14 protein-coding genes are annotated in these 15231 nt (G+C 73.2%); 10 read left to right on the top strand and 4 right to left on the bottom strand.

What is annotated here, in order from left to right:
- Positions 1–79: 79 nt before the first annotated feature.
- Entirely contained in the window at positions 80–1036 is a 957-nt protein-coding gene (locus ACWDBE_RS32665; protein WP_449788305.1) for a DeoR/GlpR family DNA-binding transcription regulator, read from the bottom strand.
- 237 nt (positions 1037–1273) lie between these two features.
- On the bottom strand, positions 1274–2728 hold the full coding sequence (locus ACWDBE_RS32660) for an NAD(P)H-quinone dehydrogenase (RefSeq protein ID WP_449788257.1): 1455 nt from the start codon (positions 2726–2728) through the stop codon (positions 1274–1276).
- A gap of 99 nt (positions 2729–2827) precedes the next feature.
- On the opposite strand from ACWDBE_RS32660, the gene ACWDBE_RS32655 reads away from it, so the two are divergent.
- The 3 genes from ACWDBE_RS32655 to ACWDBE_RS32645 all read left to right on the top strand — a co-directional run bounded on the left by ACWDBE_RS32655 (position 2828) and on the right by ACWDBE_RS32645 (position 6123).
- Positions 2828–3265 (top strand): gamma-glutamylcyclotransferase, encoded by a 438-nt coding sequence (locus ACWDBE_RS32655; protein WP_224284955.1) that lies wholly within the window; start codon positions 2828–2830, stop codon positions 3263–3265.
- A 166-nt stretch (positions 3266–3431) separates the two neighbouring features.
- The gene (locus tag ACWDBE_RS32650; protein ID WP_449788256.1) at positions 3432–4253 is read left to right on the top strand and encodes a purine-nucleoside phosphorylase; all 822 of its coding nucleotides are present in this window, start codon (positions 3432–3434) and stop codon (positions 4251–4253) included.
- A gap of 145 nt (positions 4254–4398) precedes the next feature.
- A complete protein-coding gene (locus ACWDBE_RS32645) occupies positions 4399–6123 on the top strand; it encodes a phospho-sugar mutase (RefSeq protein ID WP_449809721.1) in 1725 nt (574 codons plus the stop codon).
- A gap of 63 nt (positions 6124–6186) precedes the next feature.
- Here the strand turns inward: ACWDBE_RS32645 and ACWDBE_RS32640 are convergent, their stop codons facing one another.
- Positions 6187–6867, bottom strand: a complete 681-nt coding sequence (locus ACWDBE_RS32640; RefSeq protein WP_449809720.1) for a PH domain-containing protein — start codon at positions 6865–6867, stop codon at positions 6187–6189.
- A 106-nt stretch (positions 6868–6973) separates the two neighbouring features.
- Here ACWDBE_RS32640 and deoC point away from each other — a divergent pair, with 106 nt between their 5' ends.
- The 4 genes from deoC (at position 6974) to ACWDBE_RS32620 (ending at position 11194) form a co-directional block, all read left to right on the top strand.
- Complete coding sequence (deoC, locus tag ACWDBE_RS32635; RefSeq protein ID WP_449788253.1) at positions 6974–7960, top strand: deoxyribose-phosphate aldolase; 987 nt, start codon at positions 6974–6976, stop codon at positions 7958–7960.
- Between the two features lie 5 nt (positions 7961–7965).
- Positions 7966–9462, top strand: coding sequence for an aldehyde dehydrogenase family protein (locus ACWDBE_RS32630; RefSeq protein WP_449788252.1), 1497 nt, complete (start codon positions 7966–7968; stop codon positions 9460–9462).
- Positions 9455–10357, top strand: coding sequence for an aldehyde dehydrogenase family protein (locus tag ACWDBE_RS32625; protein WP_449788251.1), 903 nt, complete (start codon positions 9455–9457; stop codon positions 10355–10357). Before ACWDBE_RS32630 ends, ACWDBE_RS32625 begins: the two co-directional genes overlap by 8 nt.
- 198 nt (positions 10358–10555) lie before the next feature.
- Complete coding sequence (locus ACWDBE_RS32620; RefSeq protein ID WP_449788250.1) at positions 10556–11194, top strand: ATP-binding protein; 639 nt, start codon at positions 10556–10558, stop codon at positions 11192–11194.
- Positions 11195–11362: 168 nt separating this feature from the next.
- On the opposite strand, the gene ACWDBE_RS32615 is transcribed toward ACWDBE_RS32620, so the two are convergent.
- Positions 11363–12337 carry a SigE family RNA polymerase sigma factor gene (locus ACWDBE_RS32615; protein WP_392867090.1) on the bottom strand — a complete coding sequence of 325 codons (975 nt, stop codon included), beginning with the start codon at positions 12335–12337 and terminating at the stop codon, positions 11363–11365.
- 278 nt (positions 12338–12615) lie between these two features.
- Between ACWDBE_RS32615 and ACWDBE_RS32610 the strand changes: the two genes are divergently transcribed.
- From ACWDBE_RS32610 to ACWDBE_RS32600, 3 genes are all read left to right on the top strand, one after another.
- Entirely contained in the window at positions 12616–13293 is a 678-nt protein-coding gene (locus tag ACWDBE_RS32610) for a response regulator transcription factor (RefSeq protein ID WP_030257458.1), read from the top strand.
- Positions 13294–13355: 62 nt separating this feature from the next.
- Entirely contained in the window at positions 13356–14900 is a 1545-nt protein-coding gene (locus ACWDBE_RS32605) for an ATP-binding protein (RefSeq protein WP_449788249.1), read from the top strand.
- Positions 14897–15229 (top strand): hypothetical protein, encoded by a 333-nt coding sequence (locus tag ACWDBE_RS32600; RefSeq protein ID WP_449788248.1) that lies wholly within the window; start codon positions 14897–14899, stop codon positions 15227–15229. Before ACWDBE_RS32605 ends, ACWDBE_RS32600 begins: the two co-directional genes overlap by 4 nt.
- The last annotated feature ends 2 nt before the right edge of the window (positions 15230–15231 follow it).

The following is a 15231-nucleotide window of genomic DNA, read 5'->3' as shown; positions in this document are numbered from 1 at the left end:
TCGGACCGGTCCGTACGCCCTTCGGGGGCGTGCGAACCGGTCCGCGTTTCCGAGGCCGTCCTGCGAGGACCGTACGGGCTCAGCGCCCGCGCGGCAGGCCCATCTCGGCCAGCCGGGCCGGCATGCCGCCCGGGCCGGCCGGACCGCCCTGCGCGCCGGGGCGGCGCTGGCCGGGCAGCGGGGCGCCGCCGGGGGGCGGGCCGCCGCGGCGGGCCATCGGGCCCGGCTGGGTCTGGTGCACCGGGCCGCTGCCGGTGCCGTGCACCGGGGCGTCGCCGCTCGGGCCCGCGCCCAGCGGGGCCAGGTCGACCTGCACCCCGCAGTCGGCGAGCGCGTCCAGTTCGCGGACGGTGTCGTCGTCCGCGGTGGCCTGCTCGTCGGTGACCAGCCGGGTGATGGTCTCGGTGGCGACGGTCTGGAACATGCCGGCCGCGCCGAGCTTGGTGTGGTCGGCGAGGACGATCACCTCGGCGGCCGCCAGCACCATTGCCCGGTCCACGCTCGCGGACAGCATGTTCGCCGTCGACAGCCCGCGCTCGGCCGTCAGCCCGCTGCCGGAGATGAAGGCCTTGGTGACCCTCAGCCCCTGCAGCGACTGCTCCGCGCCGCTGCCCACCAACGCGTAGTTGGAGCCGCGCAGGGTGCCTCCGGTCATCACCACCTCGACCCGGTTGGCGTGCGCCAGCGCCTGGGCGACGAGCAGCGAGTTGGTGACCACCGTCAGCCCGGGCACGCGGGCCAGCCGGCGGGCCAGCTCCTGGGTGGTGGTGCCGGCGCCCACCACCACGGCGTCGCCCTCCTCCACCAGGCCGGCGGCGAAGTCCGCGATGGCGCTCTTCTCCGCCGCGGACAGATGGGTCTTCTGCGGATATCCGGGTTCGCGGCTGAAGCCGCCGGGGAGCACCGCGCCGCCGTGCCGGCGGTCGAGGAGCCCTTCTGCCTCCAGCGCCCGCACGTCACGGCGCACGGTCACTTCGGAGGTCTGGACGACGCGGGCCAACTCCCGGAGCGAGACGGCTCCGTTGGCGCGCACCATTTCGAGGATCAACTGGCGACGTTCTGCAGCAAACACAGAACCGACGGTAACCTGCGTGACCGTCTGCTTTCAGGCGTTTGCAGCTGGTAGCGGGAATTGCTCACGCACGAGCGGCGCGTGACCGTACAATACGCGCCGTCGACGCCCCCGGAACTGCGCCCGCCGTCCGGGTGACGGCCGTGCCCACGCGAAGGGCGGCCGCCGATCGGCAGCCGCCCTCAACTGTGCGCCGAACGCTCAGGATTCGCCGTCGGCCCGCTTGCGGACGTGCAGCTGCCGGGCGGCCTCGGCGGTCGAGCCGGAGACGGACGGGTAGACGGTGAAGGCGCTGGCCACCTGTTCGACCGTCAGATTGGCGTCCACCGCGAGCGCGATCGGGTGGATCAGCTCGCTGGCCCGCGGGGCGACGACGACGCCGCCGACCACGATGCCGGTGCCCGGGCGGCAGAACAGCTTCACGAAGCCGTCGCGGATGCCCTGCATCTTCGCCCGCGGGTTGCCGCGCAGCGGGAGCTTGACCACGACGGCGTCCATCTTGCCGCACTCCACGTCGGCCGCCGTGTAGCCGACGGTGGCGATCTCCGGGTCGGTGAAGACGTTGGAGGCCACGGTCTTGAGGTTCAGCGGCTGCACCGCGTCGCCGAGCGCGTGGTACATCGCGATCCGGCCCTGCATGGCCGCCACCGAGGCGAGCATGAAGACGCCGGTGCAGTCGCCCGCCGCGTACACGCCGGGGGCGGTGGTGCGGGAGACCCGGTCGACCTGGATCTGGCCCCAGTCGTTGAGCTTGACCCCGGCCTCCTCCAGACCCATGTCGGAGGTGTTGGGGATCGAGCCGACCGCCATCAGGCAGTGGGTGCCCTCGATCACCTTGCCGTCGGCCAGCATGACCTCGACCCGGTCGCCGATCCGCTTGACGCTCTCGGCGCGCGAGCGGCCCATCACGTTCATGCCGCGGCGGCGGAAGACGTCCTCCAGCACCTCGGCGGCGTCCGGGTCCTCGCCCGGCAGCACCCGGTCGCGGCTGGACACCAGGGTCACCTTGGAGCCGAGCGCCTGGTAGGCGCCGGCGAACTCGGCGCCGGTCACACCGGAGCCGACCACGATCAGCTCGCGGGGCAGCTCCTCCAGGTCGTACACCTGGGTCCAGGTGAGGATCCGCTCGCCGTCCGGCTGGGCGTCCGGCAGCTCGCGCGGGTGGGCGCCGGTGGCGATCAGCACCGCGTCGGCGCGCAGCGACTGCACGCTGCCGTCGGGGGCGTCCACCAGCACCTCGCGGGAGCCGTCCACGGCCTGCCCGCCGCCGCCGAGCCGGCCGCGGCCGCGCAGCACGGTGACGCCGGCCCGGGTGACGGACTGGGTGATGTCGTGGGACTGGGCGATGGCCAGCCGCTTCACCCGTCGGTTGACCTTGCCCAGGTCCACGCCGATCACCCGGGCGGCCTGCTCGACGGGCGGGGTGTCGTCCGCGACCAGGATGCCCAGTTCCTCGTACGAGCTGTCGAAGGTGGTCATCACCTCCGCGGTCGCGATCAGGGTCTTCGACGGAACGCAGTCCGTGAGCACCGCCGATCCGCCCAGACCGTCGGTGTCGACGACGGTCACCTCCGCGCCGAGCTGTGCGGCGACCAGGGCCGCCTCGTAGCCGCCGGGTCCGCCACCGATGATCACGATCCGAGTCACGTTCCCCATTGTCCCGCACGCCGGGACCGCCGCCACGCCGGGGTCCGGGCTTGCGCACCTTCGTCCACCAGCCGCGGCCCGCCCGCCGCCCGGGCTACGCTGGCCCCCATGCCCCTTTACGCCGCGTATGCCACCAACCTCGATGCCCGGCAGATGACCCGCCGAGCCCCGCACTCCCCGCTGCGCGGCACGGGGTGGCTAGCCGGCTGGCGGCTCACCTTCGGCGGCGAGCAGCTCGGTTGGGAGGGCTCGCTGGCCACCGTCGTCGAGGACGAGAAGGACCAGGTCTTCGTCTCGCTGTACGACGTCGCGCCGATGGACGAGGAGGGCCTGGACCGCTGGGAGGGCGTCCAGCTCGGCATCTACCGCAAGATCAAGCTGCGCGCGCAGACCCTGGACGGGGACATCCCGGTCTGGACGTACGTGCTCAACGACTACGAGGGCGGCCTGCCCGCGGCCCGCTACCTCGGCCTGATCGCCGATGCCGCGGAGAGCGCCGGCGCCCCGCACGACTACGTGATGGACCTGCGCCGCCGCCCCTGCTGAGGGAGTGCGGGTACCGGGGGTGCGCAACACCGTCCGTGGGGAAACCGAAGGACCGGCCGGCCCGGAACCACCGCCGAGCTGTGTTTTCGGGCCGACCGGGTAACGATCCGGCATGCCGCGGCCGAATTTCTACGCGCGTAGCCGATTCCCGTCTATCCTCGGACCCGTGAACGCTTCTCCTCAGTCGGTCGTCTCCGCCGACCCCTACGCCGCCGCCCAGGCCGCCGCCGAGCGCCTGCGCGAGCTGACCGGTGCCGAGCGGCACGACGTCGCCCTGGTGATGGGCTCCGGCTGGGTGCCGGCCGCCGACGCCCTGGGCGAGACCGTGGCCGAGTTCCCGGTCACCGAGCTCCCTGGCTTCCCCGCCCCCGCCGTCGCCGGCCACGCCGGCAAGATCCGCTCGGTGAAGATCGGCGACAAGCGCGCCCTGATCTTCCTCGGCCGCAACCACTACTACGAGGGCCACGGCGTGGCCACCGTCGTCCACGGCGTGCGCACCGCCGCCGCGGCCGGCTGCGGCATCATCGTGCTGACCAACGGCTGCGGCGGCCTGCGCCACGGCTGGACCCCGGGTCAGCCGGTCCTGATCAGCGACCACATCAACCTGACCGCCGACTCCCCGATCGTCGGCGCCAACTTCGTCGACCTCACCGACCTGTACTCCAAGCGCCTGCGCGCGCTGTGCCGCGAGGTCGACCCGTCGCTGGACGAGGCCGTCTACGTCCAGTTCCGCGGCCCGCACTACGAGACCCCGGCCGAGGTCAACATGGCCCGGGTGCTCGGCGGCGAGCTGGTCGGCATGTCCACCACCCTGGAGGCCATCGCCGCCCGCGAGGCCGGCGCCGAGGTGCTCGGCATCTCCCTGGTCACCAACCTGGCCGCCGGCATGACCGGCGAGCCGCTCAACCACGCCGAGGTGCTGGAGGCCGGCAAGGCCTCCGCCGAGCGCATGGGCGAGCTGCTGGCGAAGGTCCTTGAGCGGATCTGACGCCCGCGAGGCGCAGAATCATGGCTGACGGGGCCCACGGGCGGCGTGATCCGCTGATCACGCCCTCCCGTGGGCCCCGTCCGCATGTGCGACCCCCTTCCGTACGGAACCCCCCGGTCACAGCTGAAACCCCGATGGAGCTGGCATGACGCAGGCACTCAACCCCGACCTCCTCGCCCGGGCCCGGACCTGGCTGGCCGAGGACCCCGACCCGCAGACCCGCGAGGAGCTCACCGCCCTGCTGGCCCGGGCCGAGGACCCGGAGGCCGAGACCGACAGCAAGCTCGCCTGGGCGGAGATCGCCGAGCGCTTCTCCGACCGCCTCCAGTTCGGCACCGCCGGCCTGCGCGGTGAACTCGGCGCCGGCCCGATGCGGATGAACCGCGCCGTGGTGATCCGGGCCGCCGCCGGCCTGGTCGCGTACGTCAGGCAGCAGGGCCTGGGCGACCTGGTCGTCATCGGCTACGACGCCCGCCACAAGTCGTACGACTTCGCCCGCGACACCGCCGCCGTGGTGGTCGGCGCCGGCCTGCGCGCCGCGCTGCTGCCGCGCCCGCTGCCGACCCCGGTGCTCGCCTTCGCCGTCCGCCACCTGGGCGCGGCCGCCGGCGTCACCGTGACCGCCAGCCACAACCCGCCGCAGGACAACGGCTACAAGGTCTACCTGGGCGACGGCTCGCAGATCGTCCCGCCGGCCGACGCCGGGATCGCCGCCGAGATCGACGCGATCGGCTCGCTGGACGAGGTCCCGCGCGCCGAGGAGGGCTGGGAGGTGCTCGGCGAGGACGTCGTCGAGGCGTACCTGGCCCGGGCCGTCTCCATCGTGGACCCGCACAGCCCGCGCGACCTGGACGTCGTCTACACCCCGATGCACGGCGTCGGCCGCGACACCCTGGTCGCCGCCTTCCGCCGGGCCGGCTTCCCCGCGCCCACCGTGGTCGCCGAACAGGCCGAGCCCGACCCGGACTTCCCGACCGTGGCCTTCCCCAACCCGGAGGAGCCGGGGGCGATGGACCTCGCCTTCCGCACCGCCGCCACCGTCGGCCCGGACATCGTGATCGCCAACGACCCGGACGCCGACCGCTGCGCGGTGGCCGTCCCCACCAACGGCAACGCGGCCGGCGGCGGCCGGGGCGCGGCCGGCTGGCGGATGCTGCGCGGCGACGAGGTCGGCGCGCTGCTCGGCTCGGCCCTGGTCGCGAAGAAGGCCGAGGGCACCTTCGCCACCACCATCGTCTCCGCCACCCTGCTCGGCCGGATCGCCGAGGCCGCGGGCCTGGACTACGCCGAGACGCTGACCGGCTTCAAGTGGATCTCCCGCGCCGAGGGCCTGCGCTACGGCTACGAGGAGGCGCTCGGCTACTGCGTCGACCCGCAGGGCGTGCGGGACAAGGACGGCATCACCGCCGCCCTGCTGGTCGCCGAACTCGCCGCCACCCTCAAGAAGTCCGGCCGCACCCTGTCCGACCTGCTGGACGACCTGGCGCTGGAGCACGGCCTGCACGCCACCGACCAGCTCTCCGTGCGGGTCCAGGACCTCTCGCTGATCGCCGACGCCATGCGCCGCCTGCGCGAGCAGCCGCCGACCGTCCTGGCCGGTCTGCAGGTCACCCGCGCCGACGACCTGTCGGCCGGCTCCGCCGACCTGCCGCCCACCGACGGCCTGCGTTACTACCTGGCCGGCGACGGCGTCCGCTCCGCCCGCATCGTGGTCCGCCCCTCCGGCACCGAGCCCAAGCTCAAGTGCTACCTGGAGGTCGTCCTCCCGGTCGCCTCGGCCGCCGACCTCACCGCCACCCGCGAGCGCGCCGCCGAGCTCCTCGCCACCGTCAAGCGGGACCTCGCCGAGGCCGCCGGCATCACCGCCTGAGCCCGCGCACCCGAAGGGCCCGCCGGTCACGACCGGCGGGCCCTTGGCGTACGTGCCGCGGCGTCAGACCGCGATGACGGTGACCAGCGCGACCAGGCCGAGCAGGGTGGGGGCGATGCCCCACCAGCACCAGCGAACCTCGACCGGGCCGGCCGCCGTGGGCCGGGCGGCGTTGCGCTCGGCCATCTCCTGGAGCACGGCAGTGACCTGGTCGGACCAGGCGCGGGTGGCGTCGGGCGAACCCTGGACGACCGGGTTGGTCCGCTTGGCCATGCCCAGCCCCAGGCCGGTCCTGGCGGCGTGCTCGGCGGCACCCGAGCGCTGCGCCCGGGTGGCCCGCTTGCGCTGGCGCAGCGACACCGGCACCGCCCAGACCTGGTACTTCTTCCCGCCGGCGAGCAGTTCGACCGAGTACCCGGCGCGCAGCGCGTCCACCGAGGCCCACGGCGCCACGACGGTCCGCCACGGGTTGCGCACGACCAGCCTGTCGCAGCCGGCCGTCACGACCGGGCGCAGCGTGTACGCGATCACCGGGAAGGCGAACACCGGCACCGCCGCGAGCGCGACGTACGGGGTCTTCCCCGTCCCGCTCACCACCGCGTCGCCGATCAGCCAGGCCGCGACGAGCAGCAGCAGCACTCCGGAGATCACACCGGGGACAGAGCGGTACACGCGGTCCGTGTACGCGGGCTCCCCGTCGGGGGCGGCCGGGCCCTGGTGGGGCTTGCCGTCGGAATCGGTCATGGCGTCGATTCTGCCCCATGCCCCTCGCGCCGAGGTCTCGGTCCGGCCACGAATGGCAGGCGCTCTGGCGGCTCACTACGCGCGTAGATATGCTGGTCTGGTGACTATGTCCACTGTTGCAGCCAATGCCCTCGGCGTTGCGGGCAGCGGCCTTCAGGACGTTGCGGCGTCCGAGGCCTCGCTCCGCCGGTTCCTGCACGGCCTGCCCGGCGTCGACCAGGTCGGCCTGGAGGCGCGTGCCGCCGCTCTCGGTACCCGCTCGATCAAGACCACGGCGAAGGCGTACGCCATCGACCTGGCGATCTCGATGATCGACCTGACCACGCTGGAGGGCGCGGACACGGTCGGCAAGGTGCGCGCGCTGTGCGCCAAGGGCAGGACCCCCGACCCGACCGACCCGACCACCCCCCGCGTCGCCGCCATCTGCGTCTACCCGGACATGGTCGCCACCGCGAAGGCCGCCCTGCAGGGCACCGACATCCAGGTCGCCTCGGTGGCCACCGCCTTCCCGGCGGGCCGCGCCGCCCTCCCGGTCAAGCTGGCCGACACCGCCGACGCGGTGGCCGCGGGCGCCGACGAGATCGACATGGTGATCGACCGCGGCGCCTTCCTCTCCGGCCGCTACCTCGACGTCCACAACGAGATCGCGGCCGTCAAGGAGGCGTGCAAGCGCCCGGACGGCACCTCCGCCCACCTCAAGGTGATCTTCGAGACCGGCGAGCTGCAGACCTACGACAACGTCCGCCGGGTCTCCTGGCTGGCGATGCTGGCCGGCGCCGACTTCATCAAGACCTCCACCGGCAAGGTCGCCGTCAACGCGACCCCGCCGGTCACCCTGCTGATGCTGGAGGCGGTCCGCGACTTCCGCGCCGCCACCGGCGTCCAGGTCGGGGTCAAGCCCGCCGGCGGCATCCGCACCACCAAGGACGCCATGAAGTACCTGGTGATGGTCAACGAGACCCTCGGGGACGACTGGCTGACCCCGCACTGGTTCCGCTTCGGCGCCTCCAGCCTGCTCAACGACCTGCTGATGCAGCGCCAGAAGCTGGCCACCGGCCGCTACTCCGGCCCCGACTACGTGACGGTGGACTGATCACCATGGCCAAGAAGAAGAACACCGAGGAGCCCGCGGCCAAGCCCGCCGGCGGCCTCTTCGCCTACGCCCCGGCCCCGGAGTCCCCGGCCGCCGCCGGCGACATCGCCACCTCCTACGGCCACTTCATCGGCGGCGAGTTCGTCGACTCCTCCGGCAACGAGGCCCTGAAGACGGTCAACCCGGCCACCGAGCAGGTGCTCGCCGAGTTCGCCCAGGGCACCGAGGAGGACGTGGACCGCGCGGTCGCCGCCGCCCGCAAGGCCTTCGCCGACTGGTCGGCGCTGCCCGGCAGCGAGCGCGCCAAGTACCTGTTCCGGATCGCCCGGATCATCCAGGAGCGCAGTCGCGAGCTGGCCGTGCTGGAGTCGATCGACAACGGCAAGCCGATCCGCGAGACCCGCGACGTCGACCTGCCGCTGGTCGCCGCGCACTTCTTCTACTACGCGGGCTGGGCCGACAAGCTGGACTACGCCGGCTTCGGCGCCGACCCGAAGCCGCTGGGCGTCGCCGGCCAAGTCATCCCGTGGAACTTCCCGCTGCTGATGCTGGCGTGGAAGATCGCGCCCGCGCTGGCGACCGGCAACACGGTCGTGCTGAAGCCGGCCGAGACCACCCCGCTGACCGCGCTGCGCTTCGCCGAGATCTGCCGCCAGGCCGGTCTGCCGAAGGGCGTCGTCAACATCGTCACCGGTGACGGCCGCACCGGCGCCGCGCTGACCTCCCACCCGGACGTCAACAAGGTCGCGTTCACCGGCTCCACCCCGGTCGGCCGCGCCATCGCCAAGCAGCTGGCCGGCACCCGCAAGAAGCTCTCGCTGGAGCTGGGCGGCAAGGCCGCGAACATCGTCTTCGACGACGCGCCGATCGACCAGGCGGTCGAGGGCATCGTCAACGGCATCTTCTTCAACCAGGGCCACGTCTGCTGCGCGGGCTCGCGCCTGCTGGTCCAGGAGTCGGTCCAGGACGAGCTGCTGGACGCCCTCAAGCGCCGGATGGCCACCCTGCGGGTCGGCGACCCGCTGGACAAGAACACCGACATCGGCGCCATCAACTCGGCCGAGCAGCTGGCCCGGATCACCGCGCTGACCGAGGCCGGCGAGGCCGAGGGCGCCGAGCGCTGGTCGCCGGCCTGCGAACTCCCCGGCACCGGCTTCTGGTTCAAGCCGACCCTGTTCACCGGCGTGAGCCAGGCCCACCGGATCGCCCAGGAGGAGATCTTCGGTCCGGTCCTGTCGGTGCTGACCTTCCGCACCCCCGCCGAGGCGGTCGAGAAGGCCAACAACACCCCGTACGGCCTCTCCGCCGGCATCTGGACGGAGAAGGGCTCGCGCATCCTGTGGATGGCGAACCGGCTCCGGGCCGGCGTGGTCTGGGCCAACACCTTCAACAAGTTCGACCCGACCTCGCCGTTCGGCGGCTACAAGGAGTCGGGCTACGGCCGCGAGGGTGGCCGCCACGGTCTGGAGCCCTACCTGAATGTCGAGGCCCGAGATGTCTGATGTCGCAACGCGTCTTGACGTCCTCAAGACCTACAAGCTGTACGTCGGCGGGAAGTTCCCGCGCTCCGAGAGCGGGCGGGTGTACGAGGTGACCGACGCAAAGGGCGAGTGGCTCGCCAACGTCCCGCTGGGCACCCGCAAGGACGCCCGCGACGCCGTCGTGGCCGCCCGCAAGGCGGTCAAGGGCTGGTCCGGCACCACCGCGTACAACCGCGGCCAGGTGCTGTACCGGGTGGCCGAGATGCTCCAGGGCCGGCGCGAGCAGTTCGCCGCCGAGGTGTCCGTCTCCGAGGGCATCGGCCCGAAGAAGGCCGCCGCGCTGGTGGACGCCGCGATCGACCGCTGGGTCTGGTACGCGGGCTGGACCGACAAGGTCGCCCAGATCGCGGGCGGCGCCAACCCGGTCGCCGGGCCGTACTTCAACCTCTCCACCCCGGAGCCGACCGGCGTGGTCGGGATCGTCGCCCCGCAGGCCGGGTACGGGCACTCGCTGCTCGGCCTGGTCTCGGTGATCGCCCCGGCGATCGCCACCGGGAACACGGTCGTGGTCGCGGCCGCCGCGGACGCCCCGCTGCCCGCGCTGTCGCTGGGCGAGGTGCTGGCCACCTCGGACGTCCCGGGCGGCGTGGTCAACATCATCTCGGGCCGGACCGCGGACATCGCCCCCACCCTGGCCTCGCACCAGGACGTCAACGCGGTGGACCTCACCGGAGCCATCGCCGTCGACGGTCCCGGCGCGGCGCAGGCGCTGGAAGCCGCCGCCGCGGATACCCTGAAGCGGGTGGTCCGTCCGGTACTGGACCCGTTCGCCCAGGACTGGACCGATGCACCCGGTACCGACCGGCTACTCTCGTTCCTGGAGACGAAGACGGTCTGGCACCCGATGGGGATCTGACCTCCCCGCTCCGAGTAACAACTCCACAGACTGGCCGTCCCCAGTGCCCTCACCCCCCAGGGCCCGGACGGTCACAGGACGGACCCGCGCCTCTCCCCCCCCTGGCGCGGGTCCGTCGGCGTTCCGGCGGTTCCCGCCGCGGGAGTTGCGGACCGACCGGTTTCGGCAACCGGCCGGGATGCGTCAGACTGGTGTCCCGTGAGTGACTCCCCCATGAACCCCGCACCGACCGGGCATGCCCGGGTGATCCTGCTCTCCGGGCCCTCCGGGTCGGGGAAGTCCTCGCTCGCCGAGCGCAGCGGCCTGCCGGTGCTCCAGCTCGACGACTTCTACAAGGACGGGGACGACCCGACCCTGCCGCGGCTGCCGGACGGCGCCGTCGACTGGGACTCCCCGCTGGCCTGGCACCGCGACCAGGCGCTCGCCGCGATCCGCGCCCTGCACGAGCGGGGCCGCGCGGACGTCCCGGTGTACTCGATCCCGGACAACGGCCGCACCGGCACCCGCGGCCTGGAGCTGGGCGGGGCGGCCGCGTTCATCGCGGAGGGCATATTCGCCGCCGAGATCACCGCCGACTGCGCCGACCAGGGCCTGCTCGGCGACGCCCTGTGCCTGCGCAACGGCGCGCTGACCACGGCCTGGCGCCGACTGCGCCGGGACGTCCGGGAGGGCCGCAAGTCGCTGCCGGTGCTGCTGCGCCGGGGCCTGCGGCTGATGCGGGCCGAGCGGTCCATCGTCGGCCGGCAGGTCGCCCTCGGCTCGTACGCGTGCGCCGGCCCCGAGGCCGAACGGCGGATCCGCGCCGCGGCCAGGACGACGGAGCTCTCCGCCGCCTGACCCCCGGTACGCCCCGGCCCCGGACACGACGCGGGGCCCGGTGCGTCTCCCCCGCACCGGGCCCGCGCCTTCCCCGAACGATCCTCGGCTCCCCCACGGGCGTGCTCCCCCGAGCTGCCGCCCCCGGACCGTGACCGTCCGCTTCCCGTCCCCCGACGGGAGTCCTCGTTACGCGACCAGCTCGCCGAACGCCCGGACGGTGTCGCCCGACTTGTTCAGGTGCTCGTCCTCGCGCAGCCGGCGCAGGGCGCGCCAGATGCTGCTCTTGACCGTACCGACGCTGATCCCCAGCACGTCGGCGATCTCCGGGTCGGTCTTGCCCTCGTAGTACCGCAGCACCAGCATGGTGCGCTGGTTCTCCGGCAGCTTCGCCAACGCCTGCCAGAGCACGGTGCGCAGCTCGGTGCCGCCCATCGCGTCGGTGTCGCCGGCCGTCTCCGGCAGCTCCTCGGTCGGGTACTCGTTGACCTTGCGGCGCCGCCAGGCGGAGATGTGCAGGTTGGTCATGGTGCGGCGGAGGTACCCGCCGACCGCGGCCTTGTCGGTGATCCGGCCCCAGGCCCGGTAGGTGCTGAAGAGCGCGCTCTGCAGCAGGTCCTCGGCCTCGTAGCGGTCACCGGTCAGGTGGTACGCCGTGGCGTACAGGGAGGCGCGGCGCTCGCGCACGTACGCGGTGAACTCCTTGATGTGGTCCTCCGCGACGGCCGGGTGCTCCCCCTGCGCGCCTCCCTGCCCGGCCTCGGTGGTGCGGGCCGCGGCGGGGTTCAGCCGCAGCAGCGTCGCACCGGCGGCCTCGCGACCGGTCGGCTCCCCCGAACCGACCGTCCGCAGACCGTTCCCCCCGGTACCCCGGTTGTTACCCGGGACGTCCTTGCCCTCGACGCGGACGGGGAGGATGCCCCGCAGCGTGAGGGTGTTGGAGGAGTCGGCCGAACTCCCCAGACGGCCGATCCCGTACAGCTCCCCCGTCCTGCCGCCGCCGCTCACCCGACGGGCGCCAGGGTTTCCACCGGTGCTGTGCGCGCACCCCCGCACGGTCACGGCACCGGAGTTCTCGTCGGTCCTGACCTCGTACCGGGTCCGGTGGGACGTGGCTGACGAACGCGCGGTGCGGACAGCCGGGTTGGTCCGGGTCTGAAGCATGGCGTTCATCGTGCGCCCCCTGGGTCGGTACGAGCGGTTCCGGTAGCCGCCCTTCAGCCGGCCTTGCGGCCCGCTGTCCTGCGGCGACACGGAAAATCCTGCCCGCCGGTTGTGATGGCGCTGTCCGCCGACTGTCACAGGGGTGTCACAGGAGCGGGTCGAACGTCCCGGTCCGCCTCCCTCCGTACCGGACGCCGGTGGCGCGCGTTCCGGTTCCCGAGGGGACGGCAGGCCCTCCGGGGGGTGATTCGGGGCTGCCGGTGGGCCAAAATGGGGCCGTGCCTTTCCTCCTACTGATCGAGGACGACGACGCCATCCGCACCGGCCTCGAACTCGCCCTCACCCGCCAGGGCCACCGCGTGGCCACCGCCGCCTCCGGCGAGGACGGCCTGAGGCTCTTCAAGGAGCAGCGGCCCGACCTGATCGTGCTGGACGTGATGCTGCCCGGGATCGACGGCTTCGAGGTGTGCCGCCGGATCCGCCGCACCGACCAGCTGCCGATCATCCTGCTGACCGCCCGCTCGGACGACATCGACGTGGTGGTGGGCCTGGAGTCCGGCGCGGACGACTACGTGGTGAAGCCGGTGCAGCCCCGGGTGCTGGACGCGCGGATCCGGGCCGTGCTGCGGCGCGGCGAACGGGAGAGCTCGGACTCCTCGGCCTACGGCAGCGTGGTGATCGACCGCGCGGCGATGACCGTCACCAAGGACGGACAGGACCTCCAGCTCACCCCGACCGAGCTGCGGCTGCTGCTGGAGCTCAGCCGCCGCCCCGGCCAGGCGCTCTCCCGCCAGCAGCTGCTGCGGCTGGTCTGGGAGCACGACTACCTCGGCGACTCCCGCCTGGTGGACGCGTGCGTGCAGCGGCTGCGGGCCAAGGTCGAGGACGTGCCGTCCGCGCCGACGCTGATCCGCACCGTCCGCGGGGTGGGCTACCGGCTGGACCCGCCGGCCTGACCAGGGGCGCCCTCGCCCCGCCCCTCCCCGACCTCTGAACTCCCGTACCACGACAGGCTCTTGTGACTGACCATCAGACGACTGCCCGGCGGTTCTCGACGGGCCGGTGGCGTCGGCTGCGCTCCCTGCGGGTGCGGCTGATCGCGGTGTTCGCGGCCGTCGCGCTGCTCGCCGCCGTCTCGGCCTCCGGCATCGCGTACTGGCTGAACCGCGACGCGGTGCTCAAGCGCGCCCAGGACACGGCGCTGAACGACTTCAGGGTCTCGCTCACCCGCAACGTCTCCGAGCTGCCGCTGAACGCGAGCTGCCCGGAGCTGGCGACGCTGGCGTCCAACGTGGCCAGCTCGGGGCTGACGTACGACGTGGTGGTCGTCGACCCGGCGCACCCGGAGTGCCCGGCCTCCTCCGACCCGGCGAACTTCACGCTGGCGGACGTCCCGGCCGCGCTGCAGTCCACCGTCGCCAAGCCGCGCGAGGTCACCGAGAACAACCCGTACCCGTACCACCTGTACTGGCAGCGGCAGAACCTGGAGGGCCGGCCGTTCGTGATCGGCGGCACCAAGGTGGTGCCGAACGGCCCGACGGCGTACATGTTCAAGTCGCTGGAGAACGAGCGGGCCGACCTCAACACCCTGGGCTGGTCGCTGGCCATCGCGACGCTGCTCGCGCTGATCGGCTCGGCGCTGCTCGCCCAGGCCGCCTCGGCGACGGTGCTGCGGCCGGTCAAGCGGCTCGGGGACGCCGCCCGGCGGCTCGGCGAGGGGCACCTGGACACCCGGCTGGAGGTCGAGGGCTCGGACGAACTCGCCGACCTGGCGCGGACCTTCAACCGGGCCGCGGAGTCGCTGCACGAGCAGGTCGAGGAGCTGAGCGCGCGCGAGGCGCAGAGCCGGCGGTTCGTCGCCGACATGTCGCACGAGCTGCGCACCCCGCTGACCGCGATGACCGCCGTGACGGACATCCTGGAGGACGAGGCCGAGTCGCTGGACCCGATGATCGAGCCGGCCGTCCGGCTCGTGGTCAGCGAGACCCGCCGGCTGTCCGACCTGGTGGAGAACCTGATGGAGGTGACCCGCTTCGACGCCGGCACCGCCAAGCTGGTCGCCGACGAGGTGGACATCGCCGACCTGATCATGTCCTGCATCGACGGGCGGGCCTGGTACGACGCGGTCGAGGTGGACGCCCCGCGCGGCATCCTGGCCGTGGTCGACCCGCGCCGGCTCGACGTGGTCTTCGCCAACCTGATCGGCAACGCGCTGAAGCACGGCGGCTCGCCGGTACGGGTGAAGGTCCGCCAGGACGGGGAGTCGGTCGTGGTCGAGGTCTCCGACAGCGGCCCGGGCATCCCGGAGGACGTGCTGCCGCACGTCTTCGACCGCTTCTACAAGGCGGACCGGGGGCGGGCGCGCTCGGAGGGCAGCGGCCTCGGGCTGTCGATCGCGATGGCCAACGCGCAGATACACGGGGGAACGATCACGGCGGCGAACGGGGAGGTCGGTGCGGTGTTCACCCTGACCCTGCCGTCGGCCCCGCCGCCTCCGCCGTCCGCGGACGAGGCCGAGGACGGCCCCGCCGGCGACGCCGCCCAGGACAAGGACGCCACGTGACCACCCCCCCCGACACCGCTTCCCCCCGTACCGTCCTGCGCCGCGGCGCCGGCGTGCTGCTGCTGATCGCCCTGGCCTCCGGCTGCGGCATCCGGCCGACCGCCGTACCGGTCGACGCCGGCGCGCCCGCCAGCCGGACGGCCTGCCCGACCACCCCGCACATACCGGCGGCCCTGGCCACCCCGCCGGGACCGGCCCCGACCATGACCCCGGCCCGCGGCGGCAAGGCGTCCGCGAGCCCGAGCCCGTCGCCCACCGCGGTGACGCCGGGCAGCCCGCCGCCGGACAACGTGTTCGGCGCGGTGCCGACGGCCTCGCCCTGCAAGTAGGC

This window comes from Kitasatospora sp. NPDC001132 (assembly GCF_053598415.1).
Note: the sequence above shows the minus strand (reverse complement) of the source record. Positions and strands in the feature narration are given on the sequence as shown.

What these genes read in the sequence shown, in the direction of transcription:
- ACWDBE_RS32665 (WP_449788305.1), bottom strand. Translation starts at nt 1,036, where the DNA reads ATGGTGCGCGCCAACGGAGCCGTCTCGCTCCGGGAGTTGGCCCGCGTC.
- ACWDBE_RS32660 (WP_449788257.1), bottom strand. Translation starts at nt 2,728, where the DNA reads ATGGGGAACGTGACTCGGATCGTGATCATCGGTGGCGGACCCGGCGGC.
- ACWDBE_RS32655 (WP_224284955.1), top strand. Translation starts at nt 2,828, where the DNA reads ATGCCCCTTTACGCCGCGTATGCCACCAACCTCGATGCCCGGCAGATG.
- ACWDBE_RS32645 (WP_449809721.1), top strand. Translation starts at nt 4,399, where the DNA reads ATGACGCAGGCACTCAACCCCGACCTCCTCGCCCGGGCCCGGACCTGG.
- ACWDBE_RS32640 (WP_449809720.1), bottom strand. Translation starts at nt 6,867, where the DNA reads ATGACCGATTCCGACGGCAAGCCCCACCAGGGCCCGGCCGCCCCCGAC.
- deoC (WP_449788253.1), top strand. Translation starts at nt 6,974, where the DNA reads ATGTCCACTGTTGCAGCCAATGCCCTCGGCGTTGCGGGCAGCGGCCTT.
- ACWDBE_RS32630 (WP_449788252.1), top strand. Translation starts at nt 7,966, where the DNA reads ATGGCCAAGAAGAAGAACACCGAGGAGCCCGCGGCCAAGCCCGCCGGC.
- ACWDBE_RS32625 (WP_449788251.1), top strand. Translation starts at nt 9,455, where the DNA reads ATGTCTGATGTCGCAACGCGTCTTGACGTCCTCAAGACCTACAAGCTG.
- ACWDBE_RS32615 (WP_392867090.1), bottom strand. Translation starts at nt 12,337, where the DNA reads ATGCTTCAGACCCGGACCAACCCGGCTGTCCGCACCGCGCGTTCGTCA.